Origin of the sequence: Pseudoxanthomonas sacheonensis, assembly GCF_010093305.1 — a bacterium.
Classification (GTDB): Bacteria; Pseudomonadota; Gammaproteobacteria; order Xanthomonadales; family Xanthomonadaceae; genus Pseudoxanthomonas_A; species Pseudoxanthomonas_A sacheonensis.
Genome location: NZ_PDWS01000003.1, coordinates 121,086 through 138,543, shown reverse-complemented (window position 1 = coordinate 138,543; position 17,458 = coordinate 121,086). Strand labels below are relative to the sequence as shown.

17 protein-coding genes are annotated in these 17,458 nt (G+C 66.1%); 6 read left to right on the top strand and 11 right to left on the bottom strand.

The window, feature by feature from the left end; translation table 11 throughout:
* Positions 1 to 88: 88 nt before the first annotated feature.
* The 6 genes from CSC73_RS04350 to CSC73_RS04325 form a co-directional block, all read right to left on the bottom strand.
* Positions 89 to 1,036, bottom strand: coding sequence for an RDD family protein (locus CSC73_RS04350; protein ID WP_163839186.1), 948 nt, complete (start codon positions 1,034 to 1,036; stop codon positions 89 to 91).
* A 19-nt stretch (positions 1,037 to 1,055) separates the two neighbouring features.
* Positions 1,056 to 2,087: an RDD family protein gene (locus CSC73_RS04345; protein ID WP_163839185.1), complete on the bottom strand. Its 1,032-nt coding sequence runs from the start codon at positions 2,085 to 2,087 to the stop codon at positions 1,056 to 1,058.
* A 149-nt stretch (positions 2,088 to 2,236) separates the two neighbouring features.
* A complete protein-coding gene (locus tag CSC73_RS04340; RefSeq protein WP_163839184.1) occupies positions 2,237 to 2,917 on the bottom strand; it encodes a GYF domain-containing protein in 681 nt (226 codons plus the stop codon).
* Between the two features lie 51 nt (positions 2,918 to 2,968).
* A complete protein-coding gene (locus CSC73_RS04335; RefSeq protein WP_163839183.1) occupies positions 2,969 to 3,442 on the bottom strand; it encodes a DUF494 family protein in 474 nt (157 codons plus the stop codon).
* Between the two features lie 41 nt (positions 3,443 to 3,483).
* Positions 3,484 to 4,620 carry a DNA-processing protein DprA gene (dprA, locus tag CSC73_RS04330; RefSeq protein ID WP_163839182.1) on the bottom strand — a complete coding sequence of 379 codons (1,137 nt, stop codon included), beginning with the start codon at positions 4,618 to 4,620 and terminating at the stop codon, positions 3,484 to 3,486.
* 79 nt (positions 4,621 to 4,699) lie between these two features.
* Positions 4,700 to 5,884, bottom strand: a complete 1,185-nt coding sequence (locus CSC73_RS04325; RefSeq protein ID WP_163839181.1) for a LysM peptidoglycan-binding domain-containing protein — start codon at positions 5,882 to 5,884, stop codon at positions 4,700 to 4,702.
* A gap of 130 nt (positions 5,885 to 6,014) precedes the next feature.
* Between CSC73_RS04325 and def the strand changes: the two genes are divergently transcribed.
* From def to CSC73_RS04305, 4 genes are all read left to right on the top strand, one after another.
* A complete protein-coding gene (gene def, locus CSC73_RS04320; protein WP_163839180.1) occupies positions 6,015 to 6,536 on the top strand; it encodes a peptide deformylase in 522 nt (173 codons plus the stop codon).
* 100 nt (positions 6,537 to 6,636) lie between these two features.
* Complete coding sequence (gene fmt, locus CSC73_RS04315; protein WP_163839179.1) at positions 6,637 to 7,557, top strand: methionyl-tRNA formyltransferase; 921 nt, start codon at positions 6,637 to 6,639, stop codon at positions 7,555 to 7,557.
* Positions 7,554 to 8,885, top strand: coding sequence for a 16S rRNA (cytosine(967)-C(5))-methyltransferase RsmB (gene rsmB / locus CSC73_RS04310; RefSeq protein WP_163839178.1), 1,332 nt, complete (start codon positions 7,554 to 7,556; stop codon positions 8,883 to 8,885). Before fmt ends, rsmB begins: the two co-directional genes overlap by 4 nt.
* Positions 8,886 to 9,032: 147 nt before the next feature.
* Positions 9,033 to 10,304 carry an O-antigen ligase family protein gene (locus tag CSC73_RS04305; RefSeq protein ID WP_163839177.1) on the top strand — a complete coding sequence of 424 codons (1,272 nt, stop codon included), beginning with the start codon at positions 9,033 to 9,035 and terminating at the stop codon, positions 10,302 to 10,304.
* A 4-nt stretch (positions 10,305 to 10,308) separates the two neighbouring features.
* Here the strand turns inward: CSC73_RS04305 and CSC73_RS04300 are convergent, their stop codons facing one another.
* The gene (locus CSC73_RS04300) at positions 10,309 to 11,121 is read right to left on the bottom strand and encodes a glycosyltransferase family 2 protein (RefSeq protein ID WP_163839351.1); all 813 of its coding nucleotides are present in this window, start codon (positions 11,119 to 11,121) and stop codon (positions 10,309 to 10,311) included.
* Between CSC73_RS04300 and CSC73_RS04295 the strand changes: the two genes are divergently transcribed.
* A complete protein-coding gene (locus CSC73_RS04295; RefSeq protein ID WP_163839176.1) occupies positions 11,120 to 12,175 on the top strand; it encodes a CDP-glycerol glycerophosphotransferase family protein in 1,056 nt (351 codons plus the stop codon). The two genes, CSC73_RS04300 and CSC73_RS04295, sit on opposite strands and share 2 nt — an antisense overlap.
* Before the next feature lie 22 nt (positions 12,176 to 12,197).
* Here the strand turns inward: CSC73_RS04295 and CSC73_RS04290 are convergent, their stop codons facing one another.
* The gene (locus CSC73_RS04290; RefSeq protein ID WP_163839175.1) at positions 12,198 to 13,244 is read right to left on the bottom strand and encodes a glycosyltransferase family 9 protein; all 1,047 of its coding nucleotides are present in this window, start codon (positions 13,242 to 13,244) and stop codon (positions 12,198 to 12,200) included.
* 249 nt (positions 13,245 to 13,493) lie between these two features.
* On the opposite strand from CSC73_RS04290, the gene CSC73_RS04285 reads away from it, so the two are divergent.
* Entirely contained in the window at positions 13,494 to 14,528 is a 1,035-nt protein-coding gene (locus CSC73_RS04285) for a glycosyltransferase (protein WP_163839174.1), read from the top strand.
* On the opposite strand, the gene CSC73_RS04280 is transcribed toward CSC73_RS04285, so the two are convergent.
* The 3 genes from CSC73_RS04280 to CSC73_RS04270 are packed head-to-tail and all read right to left on the bottom strand — an operon-like array spanning position 14,475 to position 17,436.
* Positions 14,475 to 15,983, bottom strand: coding sequence for a PH domain-containing protein (locus CSC73_RS04280; RefSeq protein WP_163839173.1), 1,509 nt, complete (start codon positions 15,981 to 15,983; stop codon positions 14,475 to 14,477). The genes CSC73_RS04285 and CSC73_RS04280 overlap by 54 nt on opposite strands.
* Positions 15,983 to 16,525: a PH domain-containing protein gene (locus CSC73_RS04275; RefSeq protein ID WP_163839172.1), complete on the bottom strand. Its 543-nt coding sequence runs from the start codon at positions 16,523 to 16,525 to the stop codon at positions 15,983 to 15,985. The genes CSC73_RS04280 and CSC73_RS04275 overlap by 1 nt, the downstream gene beginning before the upstream one ends.
* Positions 16,522 to 17,436, bottom strand: a complete 915-nt coding sequence (locus CSC73_RS04270) for a lauroyl acyltransferase (protein ID WP_163839171.1) — start codon at positions 17,434 to 17,436, stop codon at positions 16,522 to 16,524. The genes CSC73_RS04275 and CSC73_RS04270 overlap by 4 nt, the downstream gene beginning before the upstream one ends.
* Between the last annotated feature and the right edge of the window lie 22 nt (positions 17,437 to 17,458).

The window sequence follows — 17,458 nt, the reverse complement described above, 5'->3', positions numbered from 1 at the left end:
GGGGTGTGTGCCCCGGGCGTTCAGGTTTCTTCTATTTATAGTGGAATCACGCCGGACCCATGGCTGTCAAGCGCGGGCTGCAGCCCGGTCAGCGCATGGAGCTGGCGATTCCGATCATTGCGAACACCATGATCGCCCCGAAAAGCAGTATCAGCACGCCAAAAATGGCAAGGATCACAACGGTGACCGTGCCCAGTTCACGTTTCTGCCATTCCGGATGGGCGGTATAGGCCCATTTATCCACGACCAGGGTGTCGCAAATCATGTCGTGCAGGCCCTGCTTGCGTTCGGTGAAGGCCGCCATCAGGAAGCCGATGCCGATAGTCAGGCTGCTCAGAATGGTGCCGAAGAACCGGCCTACGCCACGCGCCAGACTGATGCGGGTGCCATCGGTGCGCACCACTTTGATGCCCACCGCCATCTTGCCCAGCGTGGCCTGCTTGGAGGAGGCGTGGAAAGCGGCGTAATAGGCGGCGTTCATGGCCAGCGGCACCACGTACAGCGCCAGCACGAACAGGATGCCGGTACCGCTGGCGAACATGGTTTCCGGGTTGCTCATGCTGGAGGCGCTGAGGCCGAAGAACACGCCCATCACCACCAGTTGCACGATCTGGGTGGCAATACCGATGACCATGGCGTCGATCATGTAGGCCGCCACGCGTTTCCAGAAGCCGGCGTACACCACTTCGCCGCCAGCATAGAAGGCTTCGTCGGAAGTCAGCGCCGCGCTGGGCGGGGCGTAGGGCGAAGCGCTGCCGGCCGCGTCGCCGCTGGATTCCCCGAAAGCCGGTGCCGTTCCGCCGGCGGTCGTTGCCGCCGCCGCGGGTTCGGCCGGCGTGTAGAAGGTTTCCGCCGGTGCCTGGTGCAAGGCCAGTTCGGCGGTGAAATCGCGCAGCGGCTGCCATTCGGCCATGCCATCGCGCCATACCAGCGTATCCAGGCGCAATCGGCCCTGATGGAAGCGTTGCGCCAACTCTTCCGCACTGAGCGGCCCTTGGCGTTGGCGCTCGGCGTCGGCGTAGTACCAGTTTTCCATGGAGGTTCCTTAAATCCTTTCAGCGCGCATATCGAAGGGCATCGCCGAATCCCAGCGCTACCGCGAATATCACCGCCAGCACTATCAACCCGATATAACCCACCAGCACCACGACAGCGGCGGTTCCCAGTTCGTGCCGCTGCATTTCCGGCTGCGCGGTGAAGGCCCACCGATCCACCACCACCGTGTCGCAGATCATATCGTGCAGCGCCTGCTTGCGAGCGGTGAAGCCGGCCATCAGGTAGCCGATGCCCAGCAGGATGCCGCTGGGAATGGTGGCGAAATAGCGCGCGACCGCGCGCAGGAAGCTGATGTTTTCGCCGTCGCTGCGCACCACCTTGATGCCGATCAGCATCTTGCCTGGCGTGGCGGCATTGAACGAGGCGTGGAAGAAGGCGTAATAGCAGACCTGCAGGGTCAGGGTGACCAGCAGGATCATCATCGCCACCGCAACCTCGCCGCCACCGGCAAGGTCGCCCAGCAGGGTGCCCAGCGCTTCGCCGCCGAAACTGCCGATGATCCAGACGACGATACCGTCCACGATGGCGGCCGCCGCGCGTTTCCAGAACCCGGCGTAGACGATGTCCTGGTTGCGCGCTGCCGGGGCGCGGCTGCGCAGCGCGGCCTGGGAGGGGCGGTAAGGGTTGCCGGAATCCAGGTTGTCGAGCGCCTGCACGGCGCGCTGGTGGGCCTCGGCCAGCACCTGCGGCGGCAATTCGGAAGGTTCGCTGCCCAAGTTGAACACGGCGCGGCCGCTGGTCGGCGCCGGAGCGATCGTCGGTGCGGGCTCGGGCTCCGCTACCGGAGGCAACGGCGCCAGCGCAGGCGGTCCCGCCTTGGCCGATGGCGGCGCCTCGGCGACCGCAGCGGCGGCAGGCAGCAGATTCAACTGCTCGGCCAATTCGCCCAATGCGCGCCAGTGCAGCATTCCATCGCGCCAGACCAGAGTGTCCGGGTTGACGATTTCGCGGTGGAAGTATTGCTTGAGTTCATCCGTGGACAGCGGCCCCTGCTGCTGCCGTTCGGCGTCGGTGTAATACCAGATGGACATGTGGTCTCCCCAGACCGTTTGCAGAAAAAATCAGCCCCAAGCGCCGCGTCCGACCAAGCGCAATGGTTTGAAACTCGGAATCCTTCGCCGAAAAAACATCGCGAAGCTGCGAATTCAACCGCGTCAGCGCGAACAGCGCACGCGCATCCTCATCCGCGGCATTTGATCGGCAGTAGCTTGTCGTCGATTTCCGAACTGCATTGCCAGGACGAATCGGACGGATCGTATTCCAGCCACACCGCCTTGCCGTCCAGCGCTTCTTTGCCGGGCACGGTGAGGATCAATTCCATGCCGCACAGATCGCTCTCGAACTGGCCGAAGGAGATCGAAGCGACGGTGCCGCTGGCGTAGCTCTCCGGCGTGCCGAAGCCGGCTTCTTCGTTGTTCGGGCAGGTTTGCTCGCTCGTCAGGTGCGCGACCAAGGCCGCCTTCGCCGGTTCGGCGACGGGCAGGGCCGAGGCCACCTTGGCCCGCAGCGTGTAGTCGTTGTAGGCGGGCAATGCGATCGCCGCCAGGATGCCGACCATCGGGATGGCGAGCACTGCGGCCACGATGATCGCGATCATGCAGCCGGACATGCCGGATTTCGGCGGAGCCGAAACAGGTTGCGGCATCGACACCGGACGTGGCGGCAACGGCGGCGGCAGCGTGCCGCCGGCAAATCCCAACTCCGCGGCGAAATCGCCCAGCGGCTGCCATTTCGCCTGGCCGTCGCGCCAGACCAGCGTATCCAGGCCGATGCGGCCCTGGCGGAACAGCGCTATCAAACCATCCGTGTCCAGCGGCCCTTGGCGCTGATCGGCGCCTGCGGAGTAATACCACTCGCTCATTGCGTTCCCTGCAGGATTCGCCCTCCCCGCAACGGGGAGGGTCACAGGGGTTTAGTGTACCGGTTCAGGTTCGTCGTCGAACATCTGGGTTTCCATCCACGCATAAGCTGCTTCGGAACCGGGCTGGTTGAACAGCACCATCAGCACGACCCATTTCAGGTCGTCCAGGTCCAGTTCGTCCTGGTCCAGAGCCATGGCGCGGTCCAGCACCAGCTCGCGCTGGTCGGCGTCCAGCACGCCGTGCTGTTCCAGGAACAACAGGAAGCCACGGCACTCCACGTCCAGCTTTTCCAGCTCGGGGCCGTGGTAGACGCGGGTAGGGCCGCCGATGCGGGGTTCGCTGGCGGCCGGGCGCTGCTCGGCCAGGGCATCGAGCCAGTCGAACGCCTTGCTGATTTCGGTTGGGCTGAAGCCGGCCTGGATCAGGCCGTTCTGGAGCGAGTCGCGGTCGCGGACGGGGTCCGCGTCTTCGGTGAAGTAGTGTTCGAACAGGTAAAGCAGTACATCCAGGATGCTCTCTTTCATTGCCCCTCGGCCTGCGTCCCTGACGCTGTGGAGGAAAGAAACTAGGTCTTGCGCGAGTAGCGCCCGTGTTCGACCGCCACCCGTCCATCCAGTTCCATGACCAGCAGCATGGAGGACAGTTCGGCGGCCGTCAATCCGGTCCGCTCGACCAGTAAATCCATACCGGTTGGGTCGTGGCCCAGCGCCAGCCACAAGGGCTGGTAGTCGGGGTTCAGCGGCGCAAGCGCGGCGTCGGCCCCGATATGGGGACGGGCGAGGCTGCCCGCAAGCCGCCCGCGCAGGAAATCGGCCAGTTCGCTGGCCATCGGCACCAGCGCGTCGAGCACTTCCTGGGCGTTCTCCACCAGGCCGGCTCCTTCGCGGATCAGCCGGTGGCAGCCCCGCGCCATAGGATTGTGGATGGACCCGGGCACGGCGAAGACCTCGCGCCCGTTGTCGCCGGCCTGGCGGGCGGTGATCAAGGCGCCGGAGCGCTCGGTGGCCTCCACTACCAGCGTGCCCAGGGCCAGTCCGGCCAGGATCCGGTTGCGGCTGGGGAAATGCGCTGGTTTGGCCGCTGTGCCGGGCGGATGCTCGCTGACCACCGCTCCTCGCGCGGCGATGCGTTCGCGCAAGCCGGCATGGTGCGGCGGATAGGCAAGGTCCGGTCCAGTGCCGAGCACGGCGACCGTGACCCCCTGCGGCACCGACAACGCCGCCTCGTGGGCGGCCGCATCGATGCCCGCCGCCATTCCGCTGATCACCGCCGTGCCGGAAGCGGCGAAAGCCCTGGCGAAGGAATACGCATTGTCGCGCCCGCCCGCCGTAGGCGAGCGGCTGCCTACGATGGCGACGCCGGCATGCCAGAGCAGGGAGGGGTCGCCGTCCACGAACAGCGCCAACGGCGGACTGCCGATCCGGCGCAGCAAAGGCGGGTAATCGGGATCGTGCCAGCCGAGCAGGTGGTGACGGGCGTGTTCCAGCCACTGGAGCGCGCGTTGCAGCGTTTCGCCGTCGGGCTGGCGGATCCGTTGTATCTGGGTTTCGCTCAGACCCGCCGCTCTCCAGGCCGACGCTCCGGCGGCCAGACTGCGCGCGGGGGCGCCATGGGCGTCCAGCAGCGCGCGTCGGGGCGCGACGCCGCCGCCGGCAAGGATCAGTTTCAGCAGGGCGAAGGATTCTTCTTCATGTTCATGCATTCCTCCAGACTAGGGCGGAAACGACGACGGCGCCCTCGGGCGCCGTCGCGTTGCTGCATAGGAAATTTCCTAGCGGCGGTCAGTAGGTCGCATCCGGATGCTTGAGCGCGTAGCCCACGCGGGTCGGCTTGGTGCCTTCCATGACCAGGCCGTAGCTGACTTTTTCGAAGGTGCGGAACACCATCACATGGCCGGCGTATTCGTCGGGGAGCACATGGTCGCTGCTGCCCGTCTTGGTCCGGGAGTTAGGACGCGTTTCGGTAAGCCGCGAGTCTTCCGGGTCGTGCAGGCGGTCGATCACGTGGCTGCCTTGGCGCCAGATGGAGAACACGGTGCCGTTGTCGATGCCTTCGCGGCTGCCGCCGGAAATGGCCACCACGTCCCGAGGACCGCCTGAGGTCAGCGCATTGGCCACCGCGGCGATCTGAAGCTTGCCCTCGGGCTGCGGCACCTTGGGCACGTGCGGGAAGAACTGCAGATCGTAGGGCTGGGCCTCGACCGGGATCAGGCGGTCGCCGACGCGGACTTCGTGGCCGTTGCCTTCCAGGGCCAGCGTGCTGGCGTCCGAACCGGGCACCACGCCGCGGGTCAGGGTGCCGACGCTGACCTGGGCCAGTTCATAGCCCAGCAGTTCGAGCTTGGGCCCGGTATCCAGGGCGGCGCTGTTCCAGCTGCGGTCCCAGTCGATGGTTTCCGAACCGATGCGCTTGCCGCGGAAGTCGAGGTCTTCCTTGTAGGTCGCGTAACGGCCATTGGAGACGAAGCGGGTGTGGGTGTAGCGCAGAGTGGGGCGCACGATCGCGAAACGCTGACCGACCTGGGCGCCTTCCAGGCCCACGCCGTAAATCAGCTGGCCGCCCGAGCTGCGCAGGCGGTCTTCTTCCAGGCCCACCACGCGCGGCAGCTCTTCGAAGCTGTCGGTCACGCGCAGGTTCTTCAGGAAGGGTTCGATGTCGGCCAGCGGGATCGCACCGATCGGCGCTTCCTCGCGCGGACCCGGCTGCAAGGCCACCCGGTCGAGGTAGGCCAGGCTGATCACGTCGCCGGGGTAGATGAGATGGGGATTCTTGATCTGCGGGTTGGCCTGCCAGATCTCCGGCCACAGCCAGGGCTTCTTCAGGAATTTGGCGGAGATGTCCCAGAGGGTGTCGCCCCTTTTCACCACGTAGGTGTCGGGGTGGGCGCCGGACATTTCGGCGGCCGCGGCGTAGGTGGCCACGATGAACGCGGCGGCGGCAAGAACCGTACGAAATTTTCTGAACATGATGATCCCCACCTGATTCCCCACAGGTTGTCCGCACTATAGTCCAGAAACCGGGCCACTAAGCAAGCCCGCGAGTTAGAATCCGTGAGGCCTTGCCGAATTCCGACGGCATCCCCATTACAGAACTGCCATGTCACTGCTCCCCATCCTCGAATTCCCCGATCCCCGGCTGCGCACCAAGGCTGCGCCGGTGGATTCCGCGCAGATCGCCGATCCCGCGTTCCAGCGCCTGCTCGACGACATGTTCGAGACCATGTACGAAGCCCCGGGCATCGGCCTTGCCGCCAGCCAGGTCGATGTGCACAAGCGCTTCATGGTCATCGACATCAGCGAGGACAAAAGCGCTCCGCAGGTGTTCATCAACCCGGAAATCCTTTCCAGGACCGGCGAGCAGGTCTACCAGGAGGGCTGCCTGTCGGTGCCCGGCATCTTCGCCGACGTGACTCGCGCCGATTCCATCGACGTGCGCTTCCTGGACCGCGACGGCCAGCCGCGGCAGCTGCAGGTCGACGGTCTGCTGGCGGTGTGCATCCAGCACGAGATGGACCACCTGGACGGCAAGCTGTTCGTCGACTATCTGTCCCCGCTCAAGCGCGAGATGGTGCGCAAGAAGCTGGCCAAGCAGCGCAAGCTGGCGGGCGACGCGGCTTGAACGGCCGGGAATCGGGAATGGGGAATAGGGAATAGAAAAGGCGGTTAGCCGTCTCTTGGCCGTTACCATTCCCCATTCCCTATATCCCCATTCCCCCATCATGAGAATCGTTTTCGCCGGCACGCCGGCCTTTGCCGTCCCCAGTCTTCGCGCCGCGCATGCGCACGGCGAGGTGATCGCGGCTTATACGCAGCCGGACCGGCCGGCGGGGCGCGGGCGTGGGCTGACTCCTTCCCCGATCAAATTGGAAGCGATCCAGCGCGGGATTCCGGTGTTGCAGCCGGAAACGCTCAAGCGCAAAGAGTCGCAGGAGGCGCTGCGCGCGATGGAGCCCGACCTGCTGGTGGTGGTGGCCTACGGCTTGATCCTGCCGCGCGCGGTGCTTGAGATTCCGCGCTTCGGCTGCTGGAACGTGCATGCCTCGTTGTTGCCGCGCTGGCGCGGCGCCGCGCCGATCCAGCGCGCCATCGAGGCGGGCGATACCGAAACCGGCGTCTGCCTGATGCAGATGGAAGCCGGCCTGGACACCGGTCCGGTGCTGCTGGCCCAAACCACGCCCATAGGCCCGGAAGAAACCGGCGGACAACTGCACGACCGGCTTGCCGAGCTGGGCGCAGGCGTACTGGCCGATGGCCTGGCATTGCTGCGCGCCGACGTGCGGCCGGTGCCCTGGGTGCAACCCGAGCAGGGAGTGACCTATGCGCACAAACTGGATAAGCACGAGGCGCGTCTGGACTGGAGCCAGCCGGCTGCGGTTCTGGCGCGCAAGGTGCGTGCCTTCGAGCCCTGGCCGGTCGCCGAAGCGCTGGTGGCGGGCGAGCGTCTGCGCATCCGCGGCGCGGTGGCTTTGGATCTTCCGCATGCGTCGGTACCGGGCACGCTGCTGGCCGCCGGCAAGCAAGGCCTGGATATCGCCTGCGGAGAAGGCGCGTTGCGTCTGCGCGTGATCCAGCGCGAAGGCGGCAAGGCGATCACCGCCGCCGATTATCTGAACGCGCGCCGCGATCTGGCCACGCTTTGAACGCTTCATCCAATGGCGGCTCATCCGCAGGCGCCGCCCCCGGCGTCGCCACGCGCGTGCTGGCCGCCAAAACGCTGGACGCGGTGATCCATCGCGGCCGTTCCCTGAAAGGCGAACTGGCCACGGCGCTGGCGCAATTGCCCGATCCGCGCGACCGCGCCTTGCTGGAGGCGATCTGTTTCTCGGCCCTGCGCCAGCGCGCGCGCTACGACGCGGCGTTGCAGCTCTGGCTGCAGAAGCCGTTGGGAGAAAAAGACGGCGACCTGCGCTCGCTGTTGCTGGTGGGTTTCGCCCAGATCGATGCGATGGGCTTGCCGGCGCATGCTGCATTGTCGGCCACGGTGGAAGCCACACGCGCGCTGGGCAGGCCGCACCAGGCCGGCATGGTCAATGCGTTGCTGCGGCGCGCGCAGCGCGAAGGGCTTCCCGAATCGGATCCGGCCGCGGCCTGGCCGGCGTGGTTGCGCAAGAAGATCAACCTGGAGTGGGGCGGGCATGCGGCGGCCATCTTCGAAGCCAGCGCGCATGCCGCGCCGCTGTGGTTGCGGGTGAACCGCAGCAAGGGCACGCGCGATCAATATGCTGTGCGTTTGCAGGAGGCGGGCATCGCTTCGGGCACCGATCCGGACCTGCCCGATGCGCTGCGCATCGATCTGCCGGTCGCGGTGGCGGCGTTGCCGGGTTTCGCCGAGGGCGATGCCTCGGTGCAGGACGGGTCCGCGCAACAAGTGGCCGATGCGTTGCCGCTCATGCCGGGTGCGCGCGTGCTGGATGCTTGCGCTGCGCCGGGCGGCAAGGCCGCCCATCTGCTGGAGCGCGATCCTTCGCTGCGTCTGCTGGCGCTGGACGTCGATCAACGCCGGTTGAACCGGGTGCGGGAAACGCTGGCGCGCATCGGCGCGCAGGCCGAGTTCCGCGTGGCCGACGCAAGCGATACGCAAACCTGGTGGGACGGCGAACCGTTCGACGCCGTGCTGCTGGATGCGCCCTGTTCGGCGACCGGCATCGTGCGGCGGCAGCCCGATGTGCTGCTGCATCGCCGTCCGGAAGACCTGTCTTCGCTGGTGGCCTTGCAGGCGCGCCTGCTGGACGGCCTGTGGAAGACGGTCAAGCCGGGAGGAGTGCTGCTTTATGCGACCTGCTCGATTTTGAAGGACGAGAACGAGCAGCAGATGTCCCGTTTCGTGGCGCGCACCGCCGACGCGCTGCCGCAAACGCTGGATGTGCGTTACGGCCATGCGGCGGGCCATGGCCGGCAGCGATTGCCGGGCGAACACGGCATGGACGGGTTTTTCTATGCGTTGTTGCGCAAGCGCGATCTCGGCTAGTCGATAGTGAAACCTGAGTGAACAGTCTCCGCGCCTGAACGCATCGTTAAGTATTCCGTTCGCAATTGTGAGACGGAATTACTCGGGAATTTACGCTTTGCCGGCTACCATCGGGCGTTCCGACTTCAATGCTGGATCGAGCGAAAAATGGCTGTTTCGGGAAGAGGGCTCTACTCGCAACGTCATCTGGAGCGACAAGGTTTCGCCGCCGCCGTCGCCGGGCTGTCCTTGGTCTGCGCTACTGCGCCGGTACTACTGCCCAAGGGTTTCGCCGCTTTCGGAGTGCTGTTGGCGGCGGCCACGCTGCTGGTGCCAGATCTGCTTGCCGAGGCATGGAACGAGACCGGGCATGTGCTGCGTTCGGTCGCGCTGCTCGCGGTCCTGGTGCTCGGGCTGGCGATCTTGTCCATGCAGTTTTCCGGGCAGGATTGGCGAACCGTCGACAATTACGCAAGGTTCCTGCTGGTGCCCTGGTGCGGATTGTTGGCGTTCGCGTTGGCTCCCTCGCGCTTCTGGCTATGGATCGGCGCGATGTCCGGGGTGGTTCTCGCCTGCGTCATCGCTATAGGCGAAATGATTTCCGGGGTCGAGCGCGCCGGCGGCGGCGGCAATCCCATCGTATTCGCCAACGCCGTGCTGGCGTTGCTGGTCTTGGCGGTCTATTGCCGCCCGCAGGATAAACGGCCTTGGACGCTGCCGCTGCTGGCCCTCATGCTGGCGCTGGGAACCATCGCCATCGTGCTGTCGGGAAGTCGCGGAGTATTGCCGGGCCTGGGTCTGCTGGTGCTGGTCGCGGCGATCGGCAGCGGCGGCCGCGCAGCCAAGGTTCGCATCGGCGTTTCCCTGGGCGCGTTGCTGCTGTTGCTGGCGCTGATGTGCGCGGTGCCGTGGCTGACGGCGCATATGCGGCTGGAGAACATCCAGACGGACCTGCAGAAATATTCCGCCGGCCATGTGGATTCAGCGGTCGGCGCAAGACTGGAATTCCTGTCGCTGGCCTGGCGCGCGTTCCTGGATCATCCCTGGACTGGGCTGGGCATAGATCGGTTCGGCACCCTGGTAGAGCAGCTGCCCGAATGCCGCACGCAGGAATTGACCGTCTGCACGCTCCACCATGCCCATAACGACCTGGCGCAATGGTCCGCCACCATGGGCATTCCCGGGCTTTTGCTGATCGTCGCGCTTTATCTGCTTCCTGCGGGCCATTTCCTGAGAATCATCGTCGCCCACCGCCTGGCCATACCAAAGGGTTCCGCTTGGGCCGGCCTGATGCTGGTCGTGGTCTACGTGCTGTCCGGAATCACCCAATCCATGTTCGCGCATGCCTTGACCACAACGCTTTATGCGGTCCTGGTAGGTCTGTTGCTCGGCCTGTCCCTGCGCGAGAACCCGTCCGCGCAAAGCGCGGCACCAGCGTGAACGGTTATTCGCGCTTCTTGCCCGATACCGGCTGCGCATGTTGCAGCATCAGCAGCATGATCGATTTCTGCCGTACGTAGTTGGCGCGCACATAGGCGTATACGAGCCCCTGCCAACCGTCCAGAAAGCCGAGCCTGAAAACATAACCGCGCCAGAACCGCCAGGCGGGCGACAGCACCAGCTTGAGCAACGAAGCGCGCTTGCCGCGCGCATGCTCGTGTTCGGCCATCATCCGCGCATAGGTTTGCGTCTTCGCCAGCTGCTGTTCGAGCGAGCGGTAAGGGTAATGGACGACATCGCCTTCCAGCGGCAGGATCGGCCCGTCCACGCTCGCCGCTTCGTGGATCTCGCGATCGCCGCGCCAGCCGCCGCGGCGGCGGTCGAACAAGCGCAGGCCGCGGTCGGGATAGGCATTGCCGTGGCGCAGGAATTTTCCGAAATACCAGGAAAGCCTGGCGAACCGGTAACCGGCCGCACCGGCGAAACCGCCGGCTTGCGCGGCCTGGATCGAGGCGCGCAAGCGGTCGTCGATGCGCTCGTCCGCATCGAGGGTGAGGATCCATTCATGGCTGGCCTGCGCGGCGGCGAACGCTTTCTGGCTGCGGTAGCCGTCGAAAGGCCGCATCAGCACCTTCGCGCCGCGTTGTTCGGCCATCGCTGCCGTATCGTCGGTGGATCCGGAGTCGACCACGACCACTTCGTCGCAGAACGACACCGAGTCCAGGCAATCGGCGATGCGGTCGGCCTCGTTGAAAGTGATAATGCAGGCCGAAAGCCGAGGCCGCTCGTCGTGAGCGCTGGTTAGGGACGTATCGATGGCCGAGTACCTGTTGTTCGCTACAGAGCGGTATGCGCTGCCTATTCTGCAACCTTTGGCGCGCGCATTGCATGAGTCGGGCCAGTCCGTTTCGGCCTGGCTGGAGGGTGCGGCATCCGGAGGGCGCTGGGAAACGCCCGTGCGCGCGGTCGGCCTGCGCGAGGCGCTGGCGCTGCGTCCGCGTGCGGTGTTCAGCGCGGCCAACTGGGTGCCGTCCTTCGTTTCCGGCGCCAAGGTGCAGGTGTTCCATGGCTTCAATGTGGAGAAGCGCGGCGACAGCCGCGGTCACTTCCGGGTCAGGGGCATGTTCGATCTGTACTGCACGCAGGGGCCGGCGACCACGGCGCCGTTCCGCGCGCTCGCCGAACGCGAAGGGCATTTCGCGGTGGCCGAAACCGGCTGGCCAAAGCTCGATCCCCTGTTCCGCCACGGCGCGCATGAAGACGATGCGCTGAAGCTGCCCGCCGCGGGCCGCCGCATCGTTCTGTTCGGTTCCACCTTCACCGAGCGGCTGAGCGCAGCGCCATTGCTGTTCGACGCCATCGCCGCCGAAGTCGCGCGCGGCGACCGCTACTGGCTGCTGACCTTGCACCCCAAATGCCCGCAGGAATGGTTCGACCGTTACCGCTCCCTGTCGGGCCCCAATGCAAGCTTCGTCGAAACGGAGCAGTTGATGGCGGCGCAACGGGTCGCCGATGTGCTGGTGTCGGATACTTCGTCGATCGTTTCCGAGTTCGTGGTGCAGCACAAGCCGGTGGTCACCTTCCGTAACCGCGCGCCGAAACCGCACATGCTCGATTTCTCCGACAGCGCGCTGCTGCCGGCGATGCTGGAGCGGGCATTCGCGCCCACCCCGGAGTTGCGCGCTGAAATACTGCGCTATGCCGATGCCATACATCCCTACCGCGATGGGCGCTCCTCAGAGCGGGTGATCGCCGCCACCGAGGATTTCATCGATGGCGAAATGGGTTCGCTACGCGCCAAGCCCCTGGCCGCGCGCCTGCGCAACCTGCAGATCAGGCATCGCCTGGGTTACTGGGGCCCGGCGCGCTGACGGCATCGGGTCGCCGCATGGACTAGGACGAATGCGGGTCGCCCGCAACCGCCGAACGCCAGGCCGAAATCACCTGCGTCGCCGAGAGGTCGCGCACTTCGCTCTGATCGCCGCGTTCGCCACGCAGCACCAGCACCTTGCCCGGTCCCAGCGGACGCCATTTGAGCGGCGAAGCGTGACCGAACATCACCACCAGCGGGCAAGCCAGCGCGGCGGCGGCATGCGCCGGGCCGGTATCCACCGAGACCATGCTGTGCGCGTCCTCGATCAACGCGAGCAAGCGAGGGATGGGCAGTTCGCTGCCCAGGTTGTGCATGCGCGGATCGTTGCCGGCGGCAACGCGGATTTCCTCGAGCACCGATCGCTCCTGCGGCGATCCGCACAACAGCACCTGCGCGTCGGGCAGGTCCTGCCAGATCGCATCGGCCAATGCGGCCCAAGATTCCGGCGGCCAGAACTTCGGATGCTGGCGCGTGGCCACGGTGCCGCGTTTGTGGGTGCGCTTGTTGCCGGGCTGCAGCAGGATCAACGGACCGCGCAGGCCTTTGGCCTGCTTCCAACGACGGTATTCCTGGCGCGCGGCGTCGCCCAGCACCAGCGACGGCAGCCGGTAAGCCTGCGCATCGACTGCGTGCGTCGGAAAGGGCGAAACGGGATCGCGCATGCCCATGTCCAACCAGCGGTCCGGCCAGAGACGGATCGGAGCTTCCGGTGCTTCGTCCTCGATCGGCCGCCGCACCATGTCCTCTTCGCGTACGCCGCCACGCCGCAGCAGAGCCAGCAGGCGCGGATGGTTGTCGCACATGTAGACAGGCCCGCGGCCGCGCCGGCGCAACCAGCGCGCGACCCGCCATTGGCTGGGATTCAGCGCGTACGGCGTATTGCGGCTGGTGAGCAGATGGATTTCGGCGACCGCCGGGTCGTCGGCCAGCAGCGCTTCGGTCCAGGCATCGGCGCCGACCACATCGACCGGCGATCCATAGCGGGCGCTGAGCAGATGGATCAGCGTGGTGAGCACCACCACGTCGCCGAAGGCGCCAGTGCGCACGATCAAGGGACGCGCACTCAAGTCTTCGTTCCCGTGGCGCGCTCGTCCATTCCATGTCTTTCGGCGCAACCGGGGGCAGGACCGCGTTGTTCGCGGGCCGCAGGTCCAGCCGGGAAAAGAGGTGGGCTTCGCATCGCTGTAAAATTGACCGCGAATGAATGGGCGCATGATTGTGGACTATTGCGGTGATGGTTTGCACAATCGCCGCACCTCAGTTTGGCTATCCTGCGTTTCCCCCCGGTACGGCCCGCAAATGTGCGTGTAAATCTGGTGGCCGCCGATAACGGAGCCGGCCTGACCCGCGACATGAACCTGCTTGCCGGGGCGCTGGCCGACGCGGGCATGGACATCACCATCACCGCCTTGAGGCGGGGAAAGTTGCGCAAGTGGTTGCGGCCATGCTTTGTGCGCGCGGGCAACGCGCTGCGCCGCCTGCTGAGGCTAAAGGCCCCGTTCCGCCTGAGCCTGATGCAGGAACATATCCGTGCCGAATACCTGCCGTGGGCCGAGACGAACGTGCTGGTGCCCAATCCCGAATACCTGTTGCAGTCGGACATCGATCTGTTGCAACGGATGGACTGCGTTTTCGTCAAGACGCGGCATGCCGAGGAAATCCTGCGCCGATTGGGCGGTCGCACCGAATACATAGGATTCACCAGCGAAGATCGCAGCGACGCTCGGGTGCCGCGCATGCGCGCCTTCCTGCATGTCGCCGGCAAGAGCGGCAACAAAGGCACGCAGTCCGTTCTGGAGGCCTGGAGGCAGCATCCGCACTGGCCGCCGCTGACCGTGGTCCAGCGTTCCAAGCGCGTCCCGCAAAGCGAGCCCGTTCCGGCCAATGTCACCCTGCTGACCCGGTACTTGGCCGACGACGTACTCAAAGAGCTGCAGAATTCGCATCGTTTCCACCTGTGCCCGTCGCGCACCGAGGGGTTCGGACACTACCTCTTGGAGGCCCTCGGAGTGGGCGCGGTGACTCTCACCACGGACGGAGCGCCCATGAATGAACTGGTTACCCCGCAACGCGGGATCCTGATTCCGGTAGCGGCCACCGGCCGCCAAGCCGCGGCGACCACATGGCTTGTCGACGCGGCCGGAATCGCCGATGCGGTCGAGCGCGCATTGGCGCTCGATGAGGAGCAATGCGAAGAATTGGGCGAGGCGGCCCGGGAATTTTTCCTCGAAAACGACCGCAAGTTCCACGACCGGATCGTGGCCGCGGTAAATGCCTGGTTGGAAGACGCTCCCGATCTACCAGCGCAGCCTGCGGCGGACCAGCGCCTGGCTGAGTTGCAGATACAGTAGTCGCGCATCGGCTTCCGGCAGGAAACGGATCCGCAACGGCGGCGCAAGGCCGCTGGCGCCGGCGGTGTCCATCCACAGGCTTGCAGTGCCCATGCGTCTGTCCATCGGCGAACGCACCAGGCGCAGCGCCTGCAACTTGTCGATTTCCGCGAAGCGCCAGTGGCGCGACCACCAGCCGCCGCGGACGGCCACCAGGCGCTCGTCCACCGCATAACCGGCGCGGCGCGCCTGCTGGATCGCCGCATGAATGCTCCATGGCAACCAGAGCAGCGGCAATAACCCCCAGGCCGTCTGCGCATAGCAAACCAGCGCGAGCGCCAGGAGGCAGACGAAAACCAGGGTGGGCAGGAACAACCGCCACCAGGCGGCCACCGGCAACGGCGTCCATTCCGCTCGCGGCCAATGCGCCTGCGGCAACAGATGCTGGATCAGTGCGTCGCAGGTTTCGGGCGTGGCGATGGGGGCCAATTCCTTCAGCGCGCGTTGGTCGTTATTGCCCTGTTGCTCGGCCACGGCGGTGTCGATCCGCAGGCTACGGCGCTTCAACAGCCGGTGCAGGAATCCTTCGTGCAGGGTCCAGGCCTGGATGCGCCGGCGGGCCACGCTGGTGCGCAGTTTCGACAGCAGGCCGCGCTCCACCGTGAGCCGGCGCTGTTCTTCGCTGAGACGAAAGCCGTGGTACTGCACCAGCGCCAACAGCACCGAGAGCAAACGCAGCAACAGTGCCGCCAGCAAGATCAATGCAGCCGCAGCGGCGGCCGTGGTGATCCAGCCGTAGTGCAAGTGACTGGCGTAACCGAACAGTTGCCGCGCGAAGCGTTCGAAATAATTGGCGAGCACCTGGTCGGGAAACACCTGCCACGCCGCACCGAACGCCGCGGCCATCACGATCATGCCGCGGTTGGAAACCAGGCCCAGGCGGATCACTTCGGCAGTCGGCAGCGACAACAGACTGTCGGCTTGCGCTGCGGGCGCATCGGCATCCGGCGCCTGGCCGCGATGCTTGATCAGGCTTTCCAGCGCCAGCGCTTCGTCCAGCCGCAGCACGCGCATCTGCGCCTCGGGTTTCTGCCCGCCGGCCGATTCCAGCCTGACCTCGGCCACGCCGAACAGGCGGTGCAGCACGGTCTGGTGCAGCACCACGTTGTGGATGCGCGAATACGGGATCTCGCGCAGGCTGCGGTGCAGCCAGCCGTCGCGGATGCTCAATCCATCGCGGCCGATGCGGTAGCGGTAGGTGAAGTACTGCAGCACCGAGATCACCACCAATACGCCCACGGCGACCAACGGACCGATGCCGGCCCAGAAACCGCCGGGCCCGCCGCTACCGCCGAACACCAGCAAGGCCAGCAGCGGCACCAGGAACTGCTTGAGCTGCTGCACCAGCACGAACAGCCACGACCATGGGTGCAGTCGGCGTTCGGGTTTGTCCTCGCCCATGGCTTCGGTCTGCATCACAGTGCGTCGTCGTCATGGTCCAGCTGGCGCGCCAGCCGGTCGCGCAGGCGCTCTGCGTCCTCGCCGTCCAATCCGGAGACCGACACGGCCGCCATCTTCGTTCCTGCAGTGTGGATCACCAGCGTGGCCAGTTTGAAAGCGCGCTCCAGCGGGCCGCGCTTGAGATCCAGATGCTGCACCCGCGAGATCGGTACGCGGCTCTCGGTCTGCCACCAGCGTCCGCGCTGCAGGGCGAAACCCTGCTCGTCCAGTTTCCACAGCGTGCGCCGGTGGCGTTTGACCGCCAGCCACGCGCCGAATGCCGCGCCCAGCAGTCCGACCACGGGCGCGATCAGCCACGGAGTGCCGAAATCGGCGAGTCGCGACAGGAAAACCGACGCCACCGCGAACGGAACCGCGGATCCGAGCGCTCCGCCGAACGCAGCCAACTTGGCGCCGCGTGCCGGCAGGTGCTGCCAATCGACCAACAAGGGGGCCGTGGGCGCGATGGCTTCCTCTGGCGGGTTCTGCGGTGCAGGAGTGCGGGGAAGATCGGTCATGCCGGGGTTTGCACCTTGTAGGGATTGGGTTCGCCGCTTCCCGGCGGCCGCGCGCCATAGCGCTTGTAGGTCCACTGGTACTGTGCCGGATCGCGGCGCGCGATGCGCTCGATCATGGCATTGAGCGCAGTCGCCGCGGCTACCGGATCGGGGTCCGCGATGCCGTCCGGCGCCGGCTCCACATGCAGGGCGAACTCCAGGTCGGCACTGGTGCGCTCGCACCAGGCGAACAGCACGGTGGCGCCGGTACGCTCGGCCAGCCGGGAGACCAGGGTCATGGTCAGGGCCTGCATGCCGAAGAACGGGGCGAATTCGCCGTCGCCCATCTTGGGCTGCTGGTCGGGCAGGATGCCGACCGCGCCTCCGTCCTTCAGCGTCTTCCACAGTTGCCGCACCGCCGGCCCTTCGGCGCGGACCTGGCGGATGTTGTCGGCGCCGCGCACGCGCAGCAGGAAGGCATCGCCCACCTTGGAATCCGGCGGGTTGTAGACGATGGCGATCGGCCCGCGCGAGGACAGCCACTGGTTCAGCAGCTCCCAGTTGCCGAAATGCGGCGCCACCACGATCAGGCCTTTCCCCGAGGCCAGCGCCGCATCGTACGAAGGCTCGCCCTGGCGCTCGCGCAGCCGCGCCAGGTTTTCGGCGGGCGGCCGGGTCCAGAAGCGCAGGGTTTCGAAGGCCTGGCGCGCGGTCGTGCGCAGGATCCGGCGATGCAGCTCCTCGCGCTGGGAAGGCAGCAGCTCGGGGTAGGCGAGCTGCAGATTGCGGCGGGCGACCTTGCTTTCGCGCGCATCCAGGCGCCGCCAGACCCAGGCAAGCAGGTCGGCCGAGTTGCGCAGCCAGGGCCAGGGCAGGGAGGTCAGCAGGGCGGTGGCGCGGTAGAGCAGACCCGCCAGGGTTTCGGGCTTCATACGCCAAGTCTATCGGGTTGGC

Coding starts and splice junctions, on each gene's coding strand:
- CSC73_RS04350 (WP_163839186.1), bottom strand. CDS start 1,036: ATGGAAAACTGGTACTACGCCGACGCCGAGCGCCAACGCCAAGGGCCG.
- CSC73_RS04345 (WP_163839185.1), bottom strand. CDS start 2,087: ATGTCCATCTGGTATTACACCGACGCCGAACGGCAGCAGCAGGGGCCG.
- CSC73_RS04340 (WP_163839184.1), bottom strand. CDS start 2,917: ATGAGCGAGTGGTATTACTCCGCAGGCGCCGATCAGCGCCAAGGGCCG.
- CSC73_RS04335 (WP_163839183.1), bottom strand. CDS start 3,442: ATGAAAGAGAGCATCCTGGATGTACTGCTTTACCTGTTCGAACACTAC.
- dprA (WP_163839182.1), bottom strand. CDS start 4,620: ATGCATGAACATGAAGAAGAATCCTTCGCCCTGCTGAAACTGATCCTT.
- CSC73_RS04325 (WP_163839181.1), bottom strand. CDS start 5,884: ATGTTCAGAAAATTTCGTACGGTTCTTGCCGCCGCCGCGTTCATCGTG.
- def (WP_163839180.1), top strand. CDS start 6,015: ATGTCACTGCTCCCCATCCTCGAATTCCCCGATCCCCGGCTGCGCACC.
- fmt (WP_163839179.1), top strand. CDS start 6,637: ATGAGAATCGTTTTCGCCGGCACGCCGGCCTTTGCCGTCCCCAGTCTT.
- CSC73_RS04305 (WP_163839177.1), top strand. CDS start 9,033: ATGGCTGTTTCGGGAAGAGGGCTCTACTCGCAACGTCATCTGGAGCGA.
- CSC73_RS04295 (WP_163839176.1), top strand. CDS start 11,120: ATGGCCGAGTACCTGTTGTTCGCTACAGAGCGGTATGCGCTGCCTATT.
- CSC73_RS04280 (WP_163839173.1), bottom strand. CDS start 15,983: ATGCAGACCGAAGCCATGGGCGAGGACAAACCCGAACGCCGACTGCAC.
- CSC73_RS04275 (WP_163839172.1), bottom strand. CDS start 16,525: ATGACCGATCTTCCCCGCACTCCTGCACCGCAGAACCCGCCAGAGGAA.
- CSC73_RS04270 (WP_163839171.1), bottom strand. CDS start 17,436: ATGAAGCCCGAAACCCTGGCGGGTCTGCTCTACCGCGCCACCGCCCTG.